Source organism: Candidatus Limnocylindrales bacterium (genome assembly GCA_035571835.1).
Classification (GTDB): Bacteria; Desulfobacterota; Binatia; order UBA1149; family CAITLU01; genus DATNBU01.
In genome coordinates, this window is record DATNBU010000002.1 from 1 (window position 1) to 19,026 (window position 19,026).

Below are 19,026 nucleotides of genomic sequence, written 5' to 3' on the forward strand. Positions count from 1 at the left end.
CCCGACGCCGTGCACTCGCTGATCTCGTCGCGCCGCGCGGTCGAAGACTATCGTGCGCCGCTTCTCGACAGGCCGGAAGGAATCAAGAATGTCCTCGCCTTCGGCTGAGTGGCTCGAAGCCGACGGCGAAGGAGGATTCGCATCGGGCACCGTCTCCGGCGAGCGCACGCGGCGCTACCACGCGCTGCTGCTCACGGCGGCCACGCCGCCGACGGGAAGGATGGTCCTGGTCGACGGCCTCGAAGTGTGGGCGGAAACCGACGCGGGCGACTTCGCGCTGTCCTCGCAGCGCTACGACTCCGCCAGCGGCGATGTCGTGCATCCCGACGGAGCATCCCGCATCGCCGCATTCGACAGCGAGCCGTGGCCGGCGTGGCGTTTTCGCGTTCCGACCTTGACGCACGGCGATTGCATCGTCGTGCAGGAAATCTTCGCGGCGGGAACCACGACCGTCGTGCGATGGTTTCTCGACGGGGCGAGCGCAAGCGTGCGGCTGCGCGTGCGGCCGCTTCTTTCGGGCCGCGACTACCACAGTCTTCATCACGAGAACCCGGCGTTCGGTTTTACGCCGGAGCGCAGAGCGACCGGCCACTGGATCTGGCGTCCGTACCGGGGCGTGCCGCCTGTCTCGATCCGCTGCAACGGATCGTACGAACACGCGCCCGAATGGTACCGCAACTTCGCGATGACGGCGGAGAGAGAGCGCGGCCTCGACTGGAAGCATGACCTGGCCTCGCCCGGAGTGTTCCGCTTCGAGCTTGCGAACGCGGCGGCTGCGGAGATGTCGCTGCATGCCGGCACCGACGCCCCCGCACCGGCGGCGGTGCTGCGCGATCTCGAGATTGCCCGCCGCGCGGCATTCCGGGATCCGATCGACCGCGCGGCCGACGCGTACTTCGTGCGTCGCGGAAGCGGTCTTACGATCGTCGCCGGCTATCCGTGGTTTACCGACTGGGGTCGCGACTCGTTCATCGCGCTGCGCGGTCTCGCGCTCGCGACCGGCCGGTTCGACGACGCACTGGCAATCCTCGTCGAGTGGGCCGGCGCGGTCAGCGAGGGCATGCTGCCGAACCGCTTCGCCGATCGCGGCGAAACTGCCGAGTTCAACTCGGTCGATGCGTCGCTGTGGTTCGTCGTCGTCGCCGGCGAGCTGCTCGAGCTTGCGCGCATACGCAGCGGCCTCGCGATCACGGCAGTCGACGAGCAGAAGATTCGCGGCGCGATCGCAGCCATCGTCACGTCGTACGCGCGCGGCACGCGTTACGGAATCCGCGCCGACAGCGACGGCCTGCTCGCATGCGGCGTTCGCGGTGTGCAGCTGACGTGGATGGACGCGAAAGTCGGCGACTGGGTCGTCACGCCCCGCATCGGAAAGCCTGTCGAGGTCCAGGCGCTGTGGCTGAACGCGCTCGCCGCGGCCGCGGACATCGTTCCCGAGGCTGCCGCCCTGCTGAAGAAAGGCACCGCGTCGTTCCGCACGAAGTTCTGGAATGCGGAGCGCAGCTGCCTGTATGACGTCGTCGATTGCGACCACGTCGCCGGCCGCGTCGATGCGTCGATGCGCCCCAACCAGATCTTGGCCGTTGGCGGGCTTCCGCTCGTGCTGCTCGGCCGTGACCGGGCGCGCGCCGTCGTGGACGCCGTCGAACGCGAGCTCGTCACTCCGGTCGGCCTTCGCAGCCTCTCGCCGAACGACCCCGGCTATCGCGCGCATTATCGAGGAGGCGTCGTCGAGCGCGACGGCGCATATCATCAGGGCACCGTGTGGCCATGGCTGATCGGGCCGTTCGTGGAAGCGTGGGTGCGAGCGCGCGGATCGAACGACACGGCGAGGCGCGAAGCGCGCGAGCGTTTCCTTCCGCCGCTTCGCGAGCTCATGCATGCGGCCGGCCTCGGCCATCTCAGCGAAGTCGCCGACGGCGAGGCACCCCACGCACCGGGCGGCTGTCCGTTCCAGGCATGGTCGCTTGCGGAGTTCATCCGGCTGGAGCGAGATGTGCTCGCCCGGCCGGACGACATCCAGGCCGACCGTAACTTCGAAGGCGCTGCGGCATCGGTGCTCTGAGGTTTTCATGTCAACCACCACCAGCCCGCGACTGAAAAGCAGCTCACCGGAATCCCGCCGCAAACGCCGGCACGAAACGATCGATGCCAGGTCTGTCGATACGACGACGCCGGTCGAGAGCGGCGATGCCGAATCGATCCGCCTCGACGAAGACGCCGCGAGGACGCGCAACTGGAAGCGCTGGGGTCCGTACCTTTCGGAACGTCAGTGGGGCACGGTCCGCGAAGACTATTCGGAATGGGGCACGTGCTGGGATTATTTTTCGCATGATCAGGCGCGCTCGCGCGCGTACCGCTGGGGCGAGGACGGGCTGCTCGGCATCACCGATCGCGAAGGCCGCCTGTGCTTCGGGCTCGCGCTGTGGAACGGCAACGATCCGATTCTGAAAGAACGCCTGTTCGGGCTGACCGGGCCGGAAGGCAATCACGGCGAAGACGTCAAGGAGTGCTACTACTACCTCGATTCGACTCCGACGCATTCGTACCTGAAAGCGCTCTACAAGTATCCGCAGGCGGCATTTCCGTACGGCCGGCTCGTCGAGGAAAATCGTCGGCGCGGCAGAGGCGACGGCGAGTTCGAGCTTGCCGACACCGGCGTGTTCGACGAGAGCCGCTACTTCGACGTGTTCGCCGAGTACGCGAAGGCCTCGCCGGACGACATCGCGATCCGCATCACCGTCGCCAACCGCGGCCCGGACACGGCGACGGTCGACGTGCTGCCGTCGCTGTGGTTTCGCAACACGTGGTCGTGGGGCCGCAGCGGCGAAGGCTACTGGAAGAAGCCGTCGATCCACGCCAGCGACGGACGCTTCGTGGCCGAGCACGAGACCCTCGGCCGGTTCGTGCTGCAGGCAGCGGACGCCGACGGCATCGCGCCCGAGCTCATTCTGACCGAGAACGAAACCAACTCGCAGAAACTCTTCGGATCGCCCGGACCGGCACACGCCAAGGATGCGTTCCACGATTACGTGATCGACGGCCGATCGTCGGCGGTGTTGCGCGACGGACCGGCCACCAAGGCCGCGTTCCGTTATCGCCTCGTGATACCGGCCGGCGGCGCAGCGGTGCTGCGGCTGCGCCTTACTGCCGAGAGCGAAGCAACCCCGGCGCTTATTGCGCTGCGCGACGATTTCGAGCGTGTGATGTTCGCGCGCCGCATCGATGCCGATGCGTTCTTCGCGGCGCGTATTCCCGCCGCTCTCGATGCAGACGGCGCGCGGGTGCTTCGCCAGGCGTACGCCGGCCTGCTGTGGTCCAAGCAGTTCTACCACTATGCGATCGGCGACTGGCTCGACGGCGACCCTGCGCAGCCGGCGCCGCCGCCGTCCCGGCGCAGCGGCCGCAATGCGGAATGGGGACACCTCTACAACCGCGACATCATCTCGATGCCCGACAAGTGGGAATACCCGTGGTACGCGGCGTGGGATCTCGCGTTCCACATGCTGCCGCTCGCGCGCATCGATCCGTATTTTCCAAAAGAGCAGCTGCAGCTGTTCCTTCGCGAGTGGTTCATGCATCCGAACGGCCAGATTCCGGCGTACGAGTTCGCGATGGGCGACGTCAATCCGCCGGTGCACGCGTGGAGCGTCTGGCGCGTCTACAAGATGACCGGCGTAAAAGGGAAGCGCGACCGCGTGTTCCTGGCGCGCTGTTTTCACAAGCTGCTGCTCAACTTCACGTGGTGGGTCAATCGCAAGGATGCCGAGGGCAACAACCTGTTCTCGGGCGGCTTCCTCGGGCTCGACAACATCGGTGTGTTCGACCGCTCCAAGCCGCTGCCGACCGGCGGACAGCTCGAACAGGCCGACGGCACGGCGTGGATGGCGTTCTACTGCGCGACGATGCTGTCGATGGCGCTCGAGCTTGCCGCCGAGGATCCGGCGTACGAAGACGTCGCGAGCAAGTTCTTCGAGCATTTCGTCGCGATCGCCAATGCGATGAACCATCTCGGCGGAAACGGCCTGTGGGATGAGGAGGACGGCTTCTACTACGATCAGCTTTACGTCAACGGCACGGCCCGCCCGCTCAAGGTACGCTCTCTCGTCGGGCTTCTTCCGATCATCACGGTCGAGGTGTTCGAAGCCAGCATCATCGAGCGGCTTCCCGGATTCTCGAAGCGCGTGCGCTGGTTCCTCGAGAACCGCAAGGATCTCGCACGCGACATCTCCTACATGAATTCCGACGAGGCCGCTCTTGCCGAGGGACACGATCACCGGCTGGTTGCGATCCCGTCGCGCGAACGGCTGGCACGCGTGCTTTTGCGCATGCTCGACGAAAACGAGTTTCTTTCCCCGTACGGGCTTCGATCGGTGTCCAAGGTGCACGAGCACGACCCGTACGTGCTCAAGGTCGGTGGCGACGAGCATCGCGTGAAATATGTTCCGGGCGAATCGGAGACCGGCCTATTCGGCGGCAACTCCAACTGGAGAGGGCCGATCTGGTTCCCGATCAACTACCTGCTGGTCGAAGCGCTCGAGCGTTATCATCACTTCTACGGCGACTCGTTCCAGGTCGAATGCCCGACCGGCTCCGGCAACCTCATGAACCTCGCCGAGGTCGCGCGCGAGCTCGCACGCCGCCTCGGCTCGATGTTCCTGGCCGACGGCAACGGCCGCCGCCCGTGCCACGGCGACGATCCGCGCTACGCGAGCGATGCCCACTGGCAGGACCTCGTGCTGTTCCACGAATACTTCCATGGCGAGACCGGCCGCGGCCTCGGCGCAAGCCACCAGACCGGCTGGACAGCGCTGGTTACGCGCTGCCTCGAGCGCACGGCGAAATAGCGCGAGCTGCGTAGCGAGCGTGGCTGGCGGGCGCGCTATTCCCTGGTGCATGAACATTCCCCGGGGAATGTCGGGCGATGTCCCTGCTGCACGAGCATTCCGCGGGGAATGTTGGGATGGCGATGTCGCTGCTGGCGAGCATTCCGCGGGGAATGTTGGCGATGGCGACGGGTCCGTCGTCGAACGCATACGCGCGGCGTCGGGCGCCGATCACGGCCGGCTATGGGTCTGAAGAGTTTCGTCGGAAATTATACGCGGCGTATCCCCGCAGCCGTGCGGCGCGAGGTATGGCGACGCGACTCGGGACGCTGCTGCTACGTAGACGCACGAGGACGTCGCTGCCGCGAGACCAGCAACATCGAGTTCCACCACAGAGCTCCCTTTGCCATGGGTGGACTTCCTACCCTGGAGAACATCGAGCTGCGCTGCGCGGCACACAACCAGTATCAGGCCGACCGCGACTTCGGCCGCGCCTTCATGGACGCGAGGCGCGGCAATCTCGACGGTGCGCGAACATTCCCCGGGGAATGTCGTGCCGTCGACCGCGGAACGATGGCGGCCGCACCGTGAAGACGTCGTAGGCTCGGAAAGCCCGCGAAGAGCCTTTGTTTTCAATCGGGGACGATTCGTAACCCCGCTCCCGCCCGGGCATCGGAGCGGCATGAAACCGAACCCCGGCCTGCCCGAATACCTGATGGAAGCTGCAGGCCTCGGCATCTTCATGCTGTCGGCATGCGTATTCGCAACGCTGCTCGAGGATCCGCACTCGGCGCTGCGCGCGTCGGCAAGCGGCGCGCTGCTTGCCGACGCGTTTAGTCGCCGCTGCCTGATGGGCGCGGCGATGGCCGTCACCGCCGTCGTAATTTTTTACTCGCCATGGGCGAAGCGCTCCGGCGCGCACATCAATCCCGCGGTCACGCTGACGTTCTGGCGCCTCGGACGAATCGGCGGCGCCGACGCGATGCTCTATTTCGTGTTCCAGTTCGTCGGCGGGACGCTCGGTGTCGCGCTTGCGAGCATCCCTGCCGGCAACGGCATCTCGAGCCCGTTCGTCAACTATGCGGTGACCGTGCCGGGACGAGGCGGCACCGCCGTTGCGCTACTCGCCGAGACCGGAATCTGTTTCGCGATGATGGCCGCCGTGCTGGTCTGCTCTTCGTTCGAGCGCCTGCAGCGGTTCGGCGGACTCGCGTGCGCAACGCTGCTTGCGATCTTCATCGTGTTCGAATCACCGCTGTCGGGCACGAGCCTGAATCCGGCAAGGACGTTCGCATCGGCCATCGCAGCCGGCATCTGGACCGATGCGTGGATCTACTTCGTCGCGCCGCCGCTCGGCATGCTGGCCGCGGCACAGGTCTATCTGCTGGTGCAGCAGCTCGCGGTAGCGCGGCGCGATCGCAGAGCCACCGCCGGCGACACTCGCAAAATTTCCATCCTCGCCGGTAACGATGCCACGACGGCGGCATCCGATCGACGGGGTTGCACGGCGAGCGCGCATCAAGCCGCCTGACCCAGGGAGCTTCCGATGAATTCGACCTCACGCGCCGGCGCCTCTCCGAACGAGCATTACGACGTCATCATCATCGGTACCGGCGCCGGCGGCGGGACGCTCGCGTGGAGACTCGCGCCGTCGGGCAAGAAAATCCTGCTGATCGAGCGGGGAACGTACATTCCGCGCGAGAAAGAGAACTGGGATACGCGTGCCGTCGTCGTCGACGGCCGCTACAACTGCGGCGAGACGTGGCACGACAAGAACGGCGGCGCGTTCGAGCCCGGCACGCACTACGCGGTCGGCGGCAATACGAAGTTCTACGGCGCGGCGCTGATCCGCATGCGCGAAAGCGACTTCGGCGAAGTCCGGCACATGGACGGCCTCTCGCCGGCGTGGCCGATCTCGTACAGCGATCTCGAGCCGTACTACACGAGAGCCGAGTATCTGTACCACGTGCACGGCAGGCGCGGCGCCGATCCGACCGAGCCGCCGTCGAGCGCGCCGTACCGGCATCCGGCGATCTCGAGCGAGCCGCGCATCCGCGAGATCTGGGAAGGCATGGAGCGCCAGGGGCACCATCCGTTCCCGATGCCGGTCGGCATCCTGCTCGACGAGACAACATCCAGCGGCAGCGATTCGCCGACAGCCGCGAGGACCAGTGCCTGCATCCGCTGCAACACCTGCGACGGCTTTCCGTGTCTGGTCGGCGCCAAGGCCGATGCGCAGGTGATCTGCGTCGATCCGGCGCTGCGCCACGACAACGTCACGCTTCTCGACAACGCGCGCGCCGTGCGCCTCGAGACTTCCGCTTCGGGCCGGGAGGTGACCGGGGTCGTCGTCGAGAAGGACGGGCGCCTGGAGACCTACCGCGCGAGCATCGTCGTGTCGTCGTGCGGTGCGATCAATTCGTCCGCGCTGCTGCTGCGCTCGGCCAGCGACCTGCATCCGGGCGGCCTTGCCAACCGCTCGGGCCTCGTCGGGCGCAACTACATGTCGCACGTCAACACGATGTTTCTGGCGATCTCGCGGCATCGCCACGAAACGCGCTTCAGCAAGACGCTCGGCCTCAACGACTTCTACCACGCCGGCGAAGGCCGCGAGTATCCGCTCGGGCACATCTCGCTGATGGGCTCGATCGATGCGAACGTGCTCCGCGCCGGAGCGCCGCGCATCGCGCCGACGATGACGCTCGAGCTGATGGCTGAGCACGCCGTGCCGTTCTGGATGACGACCGAGGATCTGCCCGATCCGAACAACCGCGTCACGCTCGGCGAAGACGGCAGCGTCGTGCTGTCGTACACCGCCAGCAACGAGAATGCGCACCGGCAGCTCGGCCGCGAGCTCAGGAAGATCCTTCGCAGCATCGAGTTCGAGGAGCACCTCGTACCGCTGCAGGCGTACATCCCGGGCCGGATTCCGCTTGCGGGCGTCGCGCACCAGAACGGTACGCTGCGTTTCGGCGCGGACCCCGCGACGTCGGTGCTCAACACCGACTGCCGCGCGCATCATGTCGACAACCTGTACGTCGTCGACGGCAGCTTCTTTCCGTCGAGCTCGGCGGTGAACCCGGCGCTGACGATCATGGCCAACGCGCTGCGGGTCGGCGACCATCTGCTCGAACGCCTCGGGTGACGTCATGGTGCGGGCGCTAGTCTACCGTTCCGGCATTGCCGCGGTCGTAGCGTGGAGCCTCACGGCCGCGCTGCATTCGGCATCGGCGCGGACCGCGGCGGAAATTCCGGACCGTATTCCGGCGACGGCGGTAGCCGCCGTATCCGACGTCGGACTGACCGTGGACGATCTCGACCGTTCGGTTTCGTTCTTCACGAACGTTCTCGGCTTCGAAAAAGTGTCCGAGGTCGAGGTCGCGGGCCCCGAATGGGAGAAGCTCACCGGCGTATTCGGCGCGCGAGCCAGAATCGCGACGCTGCGACTCGGCGAAGAGACCATCGAGCTGACCGACTACCTGACGCCGCGCGGCCAGCCCTTTCCGTACGACACACGCGCCAACGACGTGTGGTTCCAGCACATCGCGATCGTCGTCTCCGACATGGATGCCGCCTACGCGCGGCTGCGTGCGGCCGGCATCGAGCACGCATCCACCGGACCGCAGCGCCTTCCCGACTCCATTCCTTCGGCCGCGGGGATCCGCGCATTCTACTTCCGTGATCCCGACGGACACTTCCTCGAGCTGCTCGAGTTTCCGGCGGGCAAAGGCGATGCGCGCTGGCACGCCGGCGAAACCGGTACGAACGCGCCGCTGTTCCTCGGCATCGACCATACGGCAATCGTGGTCCGCGATACCGACCGTGCGCTCGCCTTCTACCGGGACCGGCTCGGCTTCCGGGTTACCGGAACGAGCGAGAACTACGGCACGGAGCAGGAACACCTGAACAACGTCGAGCATGCGCGGCTGCGCATCACGACGCTCCGCGCGGCGCACGGCCCGGGCATCGAGCTGCTCGAATACCTCGCTCCTTCCGGAGGCCGGACGTCCTCGCAGCCGATCCGCGCGAACGATCTCGCGTACTGGCAGACAAGACTTGTCGTCGACACGTCGGCCGACGCTCGATGCGGCGGCATTGCGCATTGCAACCCGGATTCTTCTGCGCGTTTCCGCGGCGGCACGGCAGTGGTCGTTCGCGACACCGATGGGCATGCGCTCGAGCTTTTGAGCAACCGATGACTGCGCACGCCGAGCAGACGCCGAAAGGGATGACATCCCTCCCGGAAGACTTCGTGAGGACACTCACTAGTGAGCAGATCCGCGTGCTGCATTACCCGGAAGAAGCACGCCCGGACGAAAGATACCCGTCCGCACGCACCCGCCGAGCGATTCCCCGTAGACAACTCCATGGGCCGCGTTAATCCGGTACCTGTATGTTTCGCCTTCCGGACATGCTCCTGCTGCTCGCAGAAACCGCATCGGCGGTCGAGCTGCCGCGACTCCTGTGGCGCTCACCCGACCTGCTGAAGCAGCCACCTGGGCATGGCGAGCCGGTGATCGTGCTGCCGGGCTTTGCAACCGATGACCATTCCACGCTGATCCTGCGCTCCTATCTGAGCCTGCTCGGATATCGCGTGAGCGGCTGGGGTCTCGGAATCAACCGCGGCGACATCAGCGGCGTCACGCCGCGCGTAAGCGAGCTCGTGCGCCGCACCGCCGACCAGACCGGCCAGCGCGTCCGCCTCGTCGGATGGAGCCTCGGCGGTGTCGTTTCGCGAGAGGTTGCGCGCGAGGAGCCCGATCTGGTCGAGCGCGTCATCACGCTCGGGTCGCCGGTATGCGGCGGCTACAAGTACACCGCGGCTCGCTACTGGTACGCGCTGACGCGCGGCAATCTCGACGAGGAAGCCGCGCAGATCGACGAGCGCAACCGCATCCTCCTTCGGGTGCCGGTTACCGCGATCCTTGCCTCATACGACGGAATCGTCGCGCGCAAGGCGTGCGTCGACCCATACAGCAGGATCGAGCATCTGGAAGTCGGCACGACGCACATCGGTCTCGGCATGAATGCGGAGGTCTTCCGCATCATCGCCCAGCGGCTTGCGATCCCGACGGCCCGCCGTCGACGCTACGTGCGGCGCCCGGAGGCCGAGACCAGCGAAGTGGCCGTGCTGCAGCAGACCGGCTGAGCTGCGCCGCGTAAATGCAGCTGTCCTCTTTTCCGTAACCGGTTCGCCGGTGCGGCCTCAAATCCCGAGGACGTCGTCGAGCGACGGCAGGTTGCCGTCCCATCCGACGCTCTCGAAGTAGCCGGACTCGAGCGCATGCGCGAAGGCGTCCTTGATCTCTTCCGGCGGTTCGACCGGCAGCCCGTCGAGCTCTTCACCCGGACACGGTTGGGAGGTGACGACCGAGCGCGGCAGTGCATCGACGATCTCGGCCGCATCGAGCCGCGGCGTCTGCGTGAAGTCGAGCAGCTCGAGGCCGATGTTGGCCGCGGCCGCATCGCGCGCCGTCAGCGGCGCAAGACCGAAGCGCCACTCGATGTACTTGAGGATCGACGTGTGGTCGTAGAACCGTGACGGCGTCGGCGCGAACAGCTTGCCCGGCGGCGGGCTCTTCGGAGAGCGGATGCCGAGCAGCGACGACGACAGCACGCCTTTGGCCGCATACGGCGACAGGATCATGGTCGGCACGCGGAAGCCGAGCTGGCCGAAGTCCTCGAGGCCGGCGGGATCCGAGTCGGTTCCGCGCGCATCCGGCATGCGCGGCGGACGCACGTGATCGAAGAACCCGCCCCACTCGTCGTAGTTGACGAACAGCACCGAGCGCGGCCACAGCGGCGACTCGACGATGGCCTTGACGACGTTGTGCGAGAACGCCTGGCCGGCGCGCATGTCGCCGTGCGGATGCTCGTCGGTGCGAAGCCCGGTCGTGAAGCCGGGATCGATGAACGCGACTTTCGGCAGCGTGCCGGCCGCGGCATCGGCGAAAAGCTCGGCAATCGGATGGACGCCTTTCGCAAGGCGCGGACCCCACAGCAGCGCGGCGGGAAGATCGACGTGGTAGTAGCCCCATGGCACGCCGGCCGCTTCGAGGCGGTCCCAGATCGTCGCCCACGTGAATCCGCTCGAGTATCCGATCTCCGGCGGCAGCGCGTTGGTCTTGATGCCGCCCGACTGCGCCGAGTGCATGTACTCGCGGTTCGGAAACGTCGGGCCGAGCAGCGACGCGAAATAGTTGTCGCAGAGCACGCCCTCGCCCGCGAGCTTCGCATAGAACTCGACATCGGCCTCGTTGTAGTAGCCGATCGCGAACTCGTCGTTGTCGCCGCTCAGGAAACCACTCCGAAGCTGCGAGCGGCCGCCTTCCCATCCGTGCGACGGATCGCCGAAATTGCAGCCGCGGTAGTCCGGCGCGAGCGCATGCGTCGCGACCGTCTGGCCGTCGAGCGGATTCTCGGGATCGTCGTACGTTCCCGTGTAGTGCTGCTGGTTGGTCCCGGTGCGCCAGCCCATGTAGTGGTCGAACGAACGGTTCTCCATCATCAGCACGAAGATGTGATCGACCGGCGTGTTCTGCGGAAGCGGCGCGATGCCGAGGTCGAACGGCAACGACTGTGCGCCCGACCAGCGCGGCCATCCGAGCGCCGCTGCGCCGCCCGCGAGGGCGAGCTCGGTGAGGAAGCGCCGCCGCGTCAGCGTACGGCTCGCAGTCAGGATCAACGGGGCTTTCGATTTGTCTCGCGAAGACATGAGAGTTCTCCCTTCGGAATTTTGCGGATGACCGTCAGTCGCCGGAGACGGCGTCGAAACGTCCGGGAACGTTGCGCTTGATGCCCTGGCCGTCGAACGAGGCTTCCCAGCATCCGCCGCCGCGTGACTGCAGCTGCGCGCGGACCGGCAGATCCAGCGGCGTAGCCGCGAGGACGCCGCTGTGCGCCTTGACCGCAATGCGCGCCTGTCCGTCGCCGCCCGCCGTCAGCAGGGCCTTCTCGACGCCGTCGGGATGGCCGTCGGCGCTCTGGAACCTGAGCTTCGTCGAACGCAGCTCGCGCCAGCAGCTCTCGCCCTCGCACAGAAGATCGAGCGGCATGCGCAGCTCGCCGATCGAGCGCGCGAGGCCGTCCGCGCCGGAGTACAGGCAGAGGCTCAGCGCTTCATCGTCGGCATCGCGGAAATCGTCGAGCGAAGTCGCTGCCCCATCCTTCCAGTTGAAGCGAAGCGACTGCACGTCGTCGCCCGAGATGGAAAGCTTCGATGCGCCCGGGTGCGTCGTCTGCCGGCAATCCGCATCGGGGACAGGCGGGCAGATGCAGCCGCTGCCGTACGCGATGTACGGACACGGATCGCGGAAGTCGGGGTCACCGTCGGCATCGCTGTCGGCAAGATCGCCGCAGATCGACGGCGGAGCGGCGCTGGTGAACGCCTCGGCAAGAGGCCGCCCGTCCATGCCTGTCGCATCGATTCCGAGCAGCCATGCAACCGTGGCGGCAACGTCGGTGTTCTCGGACTGCTCCGGCAGGCGCGACATCGGGTCGACCACTGCGGCCGGATCGCCGATCGTCTGCTTGCGCAGCGTCGCGAGGCCGCCGGTCACGACGAACGTGTTGTGGAACGTAACCAAGTGGCCGTGATTGCCGGGCAGAGGATTGGACGACGAGCTTGGGTCGCTGATGCGCCATCCCTGTTTCGCGACGATCACGAGATCGCCGATGTTTTCATGGCGGGCGCCGAGCGACGCGGGAATCAGCGTGTCTTCGCCCGGATCGAGCGGGTTCGGCTCGCGATACCATGCCGCGTCGACGCCTTCGTGCATCAGCGCCGTGCTGCGCGCTGCCGCGAGCTTCTGGTTCCTGTCGGGATCGGCCGGATCGACGACGAAAATGCTTCCGGTGCCGCCGTTCTGCACGGCGAAAAGGCCTGCGTCGAGGTCCGGGGTCAGGTTCACGTAGTTCATCGGCGTCGACCAGTCCATGCCGTGATCGCTGACGAGGATCATCACCGTCGTGTCCCATCGCCCCGCCGCGTCGAGATCGTCGACGAGCTGGCCGACGAGCGTGTCGGTGTCCATCAGTGCGGCGTAGCGTGCGAACGGCGTACCGGACGGGCCGCTCGCGTCGATGTGCCCGCTGCGATCGGTGTCGCCGAGATTGATGAAAAGAAAGTCCGCGTCGGGCAGGAAGCCGCGCGCTTCGCGCATCGTTGTCTGATCGGGCGTGTGGTTCGACTCCGGGATGAACGTCGGGTCGGCGCTCGGATCGAAGCTCTGGCCGGGTGCGCGGTTGATCCCGCAATCGCTTCCCGAATAGCCGCACTCCGAAAAGATCTCGTACAGATAGCTCTTCGACAGTGCAGCAGCCGTGCGGACGCCGGGACACGCGTCGTGGATGCGCGTGAACAGCGTGGTCGCTTCGAGCTCGCTCGGCAGCGACAGATCGGTCGCGACCGGATCGCCGGTGCGGTTCCAGTAGCTGTTGCCGGCGATGCCACTGTGCTCGGGCATCATGCCGGTCATCATCGCGACGTGGTTCGGAATCGTCTCCGCGGAAAAGACCGCTCGCGAATGCGCGTAGCTGGTGCCTTCGTCGCGCAGAAGCGTCAGGTTCGGCGTTGCCGGATACGACTGGCCGAACTCGTCGGGCATCAGGCTGTCGACCACAAGCACCACCACGGTCAGTTTTTGCGGGTCGGCCGCAGCCGCGGCCGCCGGCAGGGCCGCAGCGACCGCGAATGTCGCAAGGGCCATGGTCACGGCGGAGCAACGCAAGGAGCCGGCAAGGCTTGGGATTCTCGGGAACAGAGCCGCGCTGAGCAGGCGGCCGGTTCGAAGCTGCATGAAGGTGGCCCTCCGGCCGGAAAGCATTCGAAGCCGGGAAACCCTCCCCGGGGACGCCCATCCGGACACTGCTGACATTAGTGTAAGGTAGGCTGGGCCAGCAAGACGGTTTGCCGGACGTCTTAAAAGAAAGCGGCGCCGGCCGGCTGCCGGACCTGGTCAGCCGTCGAGTTGTCGGACCTCGCCGCAGGGAATGCAGTGGCCAATCGTCGGGGCGGTTGGGGCCGCTTGCTCGCCCGGGTCGTGGTCACCCGTCGGCGGCGCGCGTCAGGGTTGAAGTGCGAATTCTCTCCCGCACGCGCCGGGAAAGGCATTGGCACACCTTCCAATTCTGCAAACGTTTGTTGTGTTCAGGCAACGGCAACGAACCGCAAGGAGTTTCCCCATGAAGATCCAGAGTCTCGCATCAATACTTTCTTTCGGGCTACTGCTCGGCTCACTGGTCGCCACGACGAGCAGCGCCGACGAGACCGTCACGACAACCACGAAGACCACGACGTACTCCGGCATCGTTTCGCAGATCGACCCGACCGCATCGACGATCATCCTCAAGTCGGAGTCCTCGCCGGAGCCGACGACCTACAGCTTCACGAAGGAGACCACCTTCGTCGATCCGACCGGCCGCGTCGTGTCGTACGAATCGATGCGCAATGCGCCGGTGACCGTCGAGTACACGAACGACGGCGGCCGCATGGTCGTTCGCAAGGTCATCCAGACGGGCCCCGCCGTGGTCGTGCCGGCGCAGCCGCAGGTTCAAAAGCGCGTGACCGAGACGCGCACGGTGCACGAGGACTGATTGAGTCTGTCGATCGCGTGCCGCCGGCGGTTATCGTGCACCGGCGGCACGTGGTCGCTCGGTCGAGCGATACCGGGGCGCGCTGTGGCAGCCCGTTGCCGGCGTCGCATCCAGCATCACCACCGCATCGTCCGCTCGTTCGGCGCAGCGAACGACCATCGGCCCCTGCATCGCCCCGGATCATCTTCCCGTCACGCACGCATGAACTTCGCAGATCTCGACGGCGGGCGGCTGTCCGCCGAAAAAATTTAGGGCGCATGGGTTGCATGCCGCGCACCGATGTTTATCCGGTCATTGCTCACTTTGATTCGTGTCAACGACCACGACTTGGGAGTAACGACGATGCTTTCGGGCCGCGAGATCTGGCAGTTCGAGGTGAAAGAGATTCCAGGGGGCGACTACTGCCTCTGTCCTGAGCCGAGAGAGGAACCCCACCGGCTGGCACGCGCGAAACAGGCGGCAAAGACCGTTCTCGACAGCTGGCACATCAACTTCGTTCTTCCGTCCGGAACCGATTTCGAAGACGCACAGCGAATTGCCGAGCTGCTCAACGAGTGGGTGCGGGAGGTCACGTGTACGGCGCGTGTCCCGGCCGCCGAGGCGTGCGACGGCTGACGAATCGGTCCCTTCGCGTGCGCTGCGTTTGTCGCGTCGCTCCCGTGCCGCTTGCCGCGAGTCGCTCCCGTGGCGCCCGCCGCGAGTCGCTTCCGTCCGGCTCTGCGAATGGACGGCCGGTGGTCCTACCGTGAAGCGCCCGCGGCGCGCAGCTTCGGCGCATAGTCGAGCGACGCGTACCAGCTTCCGCGTCCCTGCGGAGTGATATCCAGAAAATTGTAGACCGCGCAGAGAAGGTCGATGCCGCGCTCCTTGATGTCGGGAGCCATCTTCGGATGCGCCGTATAGAAGTGGCGCACCTTGCCGTTCGCATCCTTCGTGAACACCGTGACGCTCGAGTCCTGGTTTCCCTCGCGGTCCTCGCCGGCCAGGTCGTACTTGAACGTGCTGTCGCCGGCGCTGAGCAGCCGAAGATTGTTCCAGCCCCGCTCGCGCGCATAGGCCCGCAGCGTCCTCGTGTCGGCGGCCGCGACGATCGCGACGTCGACGTTCTGTGCCAGGTGATGCGCCACGCCGTTGCAACCGTCGATCCACATCGTGCACATCGGGCAGGCCGTGGTCTTCTTCTTGCCGTACATGAAGTGGTAGACGATCAGTGCGCGGTCCGGGCCGGTGAAGAGCTCGCTCAGGCGCGTTTTTCGCACCGGCGAATCGCCGGCTTCGAGATCGGCCGGTCCTTCCTCGAACACGTAGTCCTCGACGATCGCACCGGGTGGGAGCCGGCGCCGAAGCTCGGCGACGCGCTCGCGCTGTTGCATGAGCTCGATTTCCGCGAGTCGCAGCTCCTCGCGCCTGGCGAGGTACTCGGCCGGCTCGTCGGGAAGATTGGTCAGCCGGAACGTACCGTCGATTGTCTCGTAGACCATGTTCGCACCTCCTGATCGCGGCGGGAGCGAGGCCTCCCGCAGGTTGTGGGAAGACGGCGATATCCGTCGAGCGGTCCCCGGGAGCTACGCCGCACTGCGGAAGCGGGCGAGCTGCTCGAGAACGCTGTCCACCTCGTGCTGGTCGCTCAGGAAATATTCCGCGGCCGTCGATCGCGACGGTCCGACGCGCACCGAAGTCACGTGCTCGGACGGTCCCAGGCGGAACGCGTCTTCGTCGGTCACGTCGTCGCCGATGTAGAGCGCATGCTCGACCTCTTCGGCATTCATGACCTGCAGCAGCGCATTTCCCTTGTTCGGCGCTTCCGCCGGAACGACATTGAACACGAGCTTGCCCGGAACCACGCGCACTCGCTGCGTGAGCTCCTTGATCGCCGCACGGATCACGCGGCGCGCATCGGCACGGTGCGGCGAACGCCGGTAATGCACCGCCAGCGAGTAACGCTTGTTCTCGATGTCGATGTCCTGACGGTTGCCGAGCAGCTCCATCAGGCGCTGGTACGCCTCGCCGGAATCGCGCTCGAACTGCGCCATGCGCGAGCACGGCTCGATCCCGTGGTTGCCGACCACGTGCTGGATCCCGGTTCCGCCGACGCGATGCTCGACGTCGCTGCGGCTTCGGCCCGAAATCACCGCGCACGGATACAGCGAGCAGACCTGCTCGACGAGCCGCCTGGTATCGGGCCGCATCTCGGCGCGTTCACGGTCGGGAACGATCGGTGCGAGCGTTCCGTCGAAATCGAATGCCACCAGCAGGCGCGTATGCGCCAGCTCCGAAAGGGTTTTCGTTCCTGAGTCTTCGAGAAGGTGTGTCATATTCCCACTGCCCGTTGCGGAGGTCCGAAAGACGAACCTGTAGAAGGAGTCGCAGTCGATAGGCGTCCTGTGATTCGTTCGCGCCGCCGCAGCTCGGCCGCGTCGATCAGCATGCGCCCTGCCCATCTATAAACATTGAATTCGGAAACCATACGTCGCATCGAGCGCATGCGCTCGCGCTGCTCTTCGACCGGCATGCGAAGCGCCGTCGCGAGGGCGTCGGCGGCCTGGCGAAGATCATAGGGGTTGACAATGAGCGCTTCGGCGAGATCGCGCGCAGCGCCTGTGAACTGACTGAGCACGAGCACGCCGAGGCCGTCCTCGCGCGCGGCCACGAACTCCTTGGCCGTCAGGTTCATTCCATCGTGAAGGCTGCTCACGTAGCAGAGATCGGCGGCCCGGAAATAACGGAACACCGCCTGCGGCTCGTGATGGAAACGCCGCAGCACGATCGGACGGTAGCTCCCGCTCGCCCAGCGCTCGTTGATCTCGCGGGCGAGCTGCTCGATCCGGTCGTTGAGCTCCTGGTAGCGCGCGATCTTGGTGCGGCTCGGCGCGGCGATCTGCACGAACACGAAGCGGCCTCGGAACTCCGGATAATGCTCCAGCAGCGTGTCGACCGCGTGCAGCCGCTCCTCGATTCCCTTGGTGTAGTCGAGCCGGTCGGCACCGACGCCGATCAGGGCATCCTCGGCGAGGCCGAGCTCTTCGCGCACCTCGCGACGGCAGTCGGCAACCGCCGGCACGTGCTTGAGCCAGCGCACCGGCCATTCGATGGAAATCGGATACGCGCGCACGAGCGTGCGGCGCGCGCCCTGCACGACGGCGTTCATCTCGCGATCGATGCGGCTTTCCATGAACGCATCGACCGAATCGAAGAAATTGTTGCAGTGCTGGCGCGTATGAAAGCCGATGATGCTCGAGCCGAGCAGTCCGGAGATCAGCTCCTCGGACCACGGGCAGATCGCGATGCGCTCCGCGCTCGGCCAAGGAATGTGCCAGAACGTGAGGATCGTCGCGCGCGGCAGCCGTTCCCGGATCATCCGCGGCGCAAGCGCGAAGTGGTAGTCCTGCACCAGCACGATCGGATCGTCGCTGTCGACCTCCTCGCAGACCGCATCGGCGAATTTGCGGTTGACGCTGACGTAGTGCTCCCAGTTCTCCGATCGGAAGATCGGGCGCGCGTCGGCTACGTGACAGAGCGGCCACAGGCCTTCGTTCGAAAAACCGTAGTAGTACCCGTTCTCTTCTTCCTCGCTCAGCCACACGCGGCGGACCGTGTAGGACTCTTCGCCGGGCGGAACGCGGATGTGCGCATCGGCATCGACGGTTTCGCGGTCGGCCGAACCTCCGCCATGGGCAACCCACACGCCCGAGCATGCGCGCATGACCGGTTCGAGCGCCGTCACGAGCCCGCTTGCCGGATGAAGTACCTGGACGTCGCCGTTGCTTCGCTGGTGGATGTAAGGCTCGCGGTTGGCGAGCACGACCACGCGCTCTCCCTGCAGGTGCTCGCGCAGCGCTGCGCGCAGCCGTTCGGCGTCCCACGGCCCGAGCTTCGACTCGCGGCGTCGTTCGCGATCGAGGCGGCTCACGAGCGAGCGCACATCGCGCGCAAGCGGCTGGAATGCGCTCTCCGGCTCGGGTTCCGGCTCCGGCCCGGCCGGCGCCGGGACCGGCTGGTCGACGGCAATGGTTCGCACCGCCAGCAGCGTGACGAACGACGCGCCGACGGCCAGCGCGAAGAACGTCAGCAGGAAGACCGCGACCGTCGTGGTTTCGCGCCGATGCATGCGCTCGAGATCGTGCATGAGCACGACGACGCCGAACGGCGTGCTGCCGGACTCGAGCGGCACCGCGCTCAGCAGGACTCGACCCGATTCGAGCTTGTCCTTCATCATGAAGTCGACGAGCTGACCTCCGCCCCCGGCGGCGGCCTTCATGCGCTCGACTACCGTCCGGCACTCGAGCTCCGGCGGCCAGGCCTCCGTGGTGGCCAGCACCGTGCCGTCGGCCGCGCACGCCGCTGCCCCCATCACGCGCTCCTCGCGCGCGATGTCGCGCAGATTCTCGGCGAGCTTCTCGCGACTCCCTTTCCAGTTGGCAACGAGAGTTCGCCTGGCGATCGTCACGGCAAGGCGCGATCGGGACTGGAGATCGTTCTCGGACCAGCGCTCGGTGATGGTGCTGCTCGTCAGATAACCGACGAGTGTGAGCACAGCGAGGCCGGCGAGAAGCACCACACCAAAGCGAACTGCGCGGCGCATACGAAATGATTACCACGAGGATGG

Annotated in this window: 14 protein-coding genes; 9 read left to right on the top strand and 5 right to left on the bottom strand. The window is 66.1% G+C overall.

The annotated features are described in order from the left end of the window. The first annotated feature begins 88 nt into the window (after positions 1-88). From VN634_00700 to VN634_00730, 7 genes are all read left to right on the top strand, one after another. Complete coding sequence (locus VN634_00700; protein ID HXC49374.1) at positions 89-2,065, top strand: amylo-alpha-1,6-glucosidase; 1,977 nt, start codon at positions 89-91, stop codon at positions 2,063-2,065. A 7-nt stretch (positions 2,066-2,072) separates the two neighbouring features. Then, positions 2,073-4,847, top strand: coding sequence for a hypothetical protein (locus VN634_00705; protein ID HXC49375.1), 2,775 nt, complete (start codon positions 2,073-2,075; stop codon positions 4,845-4,847). Between the two features lie 222 nt (positions 4,848-5,069). Beyond that, positions 5,070-5,417, top strand: coding sequence for a hypothetical protein (locus VN634_00710; protein HXC49376.1), 348 nt, complete (start codon positions 5,070-5,072; stop codon positions 5,415-5,417). 91 nt (positions 5,418-5,508) lie between these two features. After that, the gene (locus VN634_00715; protein HXC49377.1) at positions 5,509-6,357 is read left to right on the top strand and encodes an aquaporin; all 849 of its coding nucleotides are present in this window, start codon (positions 5,509-5,511) and stop codon (positions 6,355-6,357) included. A 15-nt stretch (positions 6,358-6,372) separates the two neighbouring features. Beyond that, positions 6,373-7,971 (top strand): GMC family oxidoreductase, encoded by a 1,599-nt coding sequence (locus VN634_00720; protein HXC49378.1) that lies wholly within the window; start codon positions 6,373-6,375, stop codon positions 7,969-7,971. 4 nt (positions 7,972-7,975) lie between these two features. Beyond that, a complete protein-coding gene (locus tag VN634_00725; GenBank protein HXC49379.1) occupies positions 7,976-9,025 on the top strand; it encodes a VOC family protein in 1,050 nt (349 codons plus the stop codon). Between the two features lie 194 nt (positions 9,026-9,219). Then, complete coding sequence (locus tag VN634_00730; protein ID HXC49380.1) at positions 9,220-9,975, top strand: alpha/beta hydrolase; 756 nt, start codon at positions 9,220-9,222, stop codon at positions 9,973-9,975. Between the two features lie 57 nt (positions 9,976-10,032). On the opposite strand, the gene VN634_00735 is transcribed toward VN634_00730, so the two are convergent. Together VN634_00735 and VN634_00740 are read right to left on the bottom strand one after the other, a co-directional pair. Beyond that, entirely contained in the window at positions 10,033-11,541 is a 1,509-nt protein-coding gene (locus VN634_00735; GenBank protein ID HXC49381.1) for an alkaline phosphatase family protein, read from the bottom strand. Positions 11,542-11,575: 34 nt separating this feature from the next. Next, a complete protein-coding gene (locus VN634_00740; protein HXC49382.1) occupies positions 11,576-13,624 on the bottom strand; it encodes an alkaline phosphatase family protein in 2,049 nt (682 codons plus the stop codon). Positions 13,625-14,009: 385 nt separating this feature from the next. On the opposite strand from VN634_00740, the gene VN634_00745 reads away from it, so the two are divergent. Next, positions 14,010-14,420, top strand: coding sequence for a hypothetical protein (locus tag VN634_00745; protein ID HXC49383.1), 411 nt, complete (start codon positions 14,010-14,012; stop codon positions 14,418-14,420). 342 nt (positions 14,421-14,762) lie between these two features. Beyond that, positions 14,763-15,035, top strand: a complete 273-nt coding sequence (locus tag VN634_00750; GenBank protein HXC49384.1) for a hypothetical protein — start codon at positions 14,763-14,765, stop codon at positions 15,033-15,035. Between the two features lie 125 nt (positions 15,036-15,160). Here VN634_00750 and VN634_00755 read toward each other — a convergent pair whose 3' ends face one another. The 3 genes from VN634_00755 to VN634_00765 form a co-directional block, all read right to left on the bottom strand. Beyond that, on the bottom strand, positions 15,161-15,901 hold the full coding sequence (locus VN634_00755; protein ID HXC49385.1) for a DUF899 family protein: 741 nt from the start codon (positions 15,899-15,901) through the stop codon (positions 15,161-15,163). An 84-nt stretch (positions 15,902-15,985) separates the two neighbouring features. Continuing rightward, complete coding sequence (gene otsB, locus VN634_00760; protein ID HXC49386.1) at positions 15,986-16,735, bottom strand: trehalose-phosphatase; 750 nt, start codon at positions 16,733-16,735, stop codon at positions 15,986-15,988. Further along, on the bottom strand, positions 16,732-19,002 hold the full coding sequence (locus VN634_00765; protein ID HXC49387.1) for a trehalose-6-phosphate synthase: 2,271 nt from the start codon (positions 19,000-19,002) through the stop codon (positions 16,732-16,734). The genes otsB and VN634_00765 overlap by 4 nt, the downstream gene beginning before the upstream one ends. Positions 19,003-19,026 lie beyond the last annotated feature (24 nt).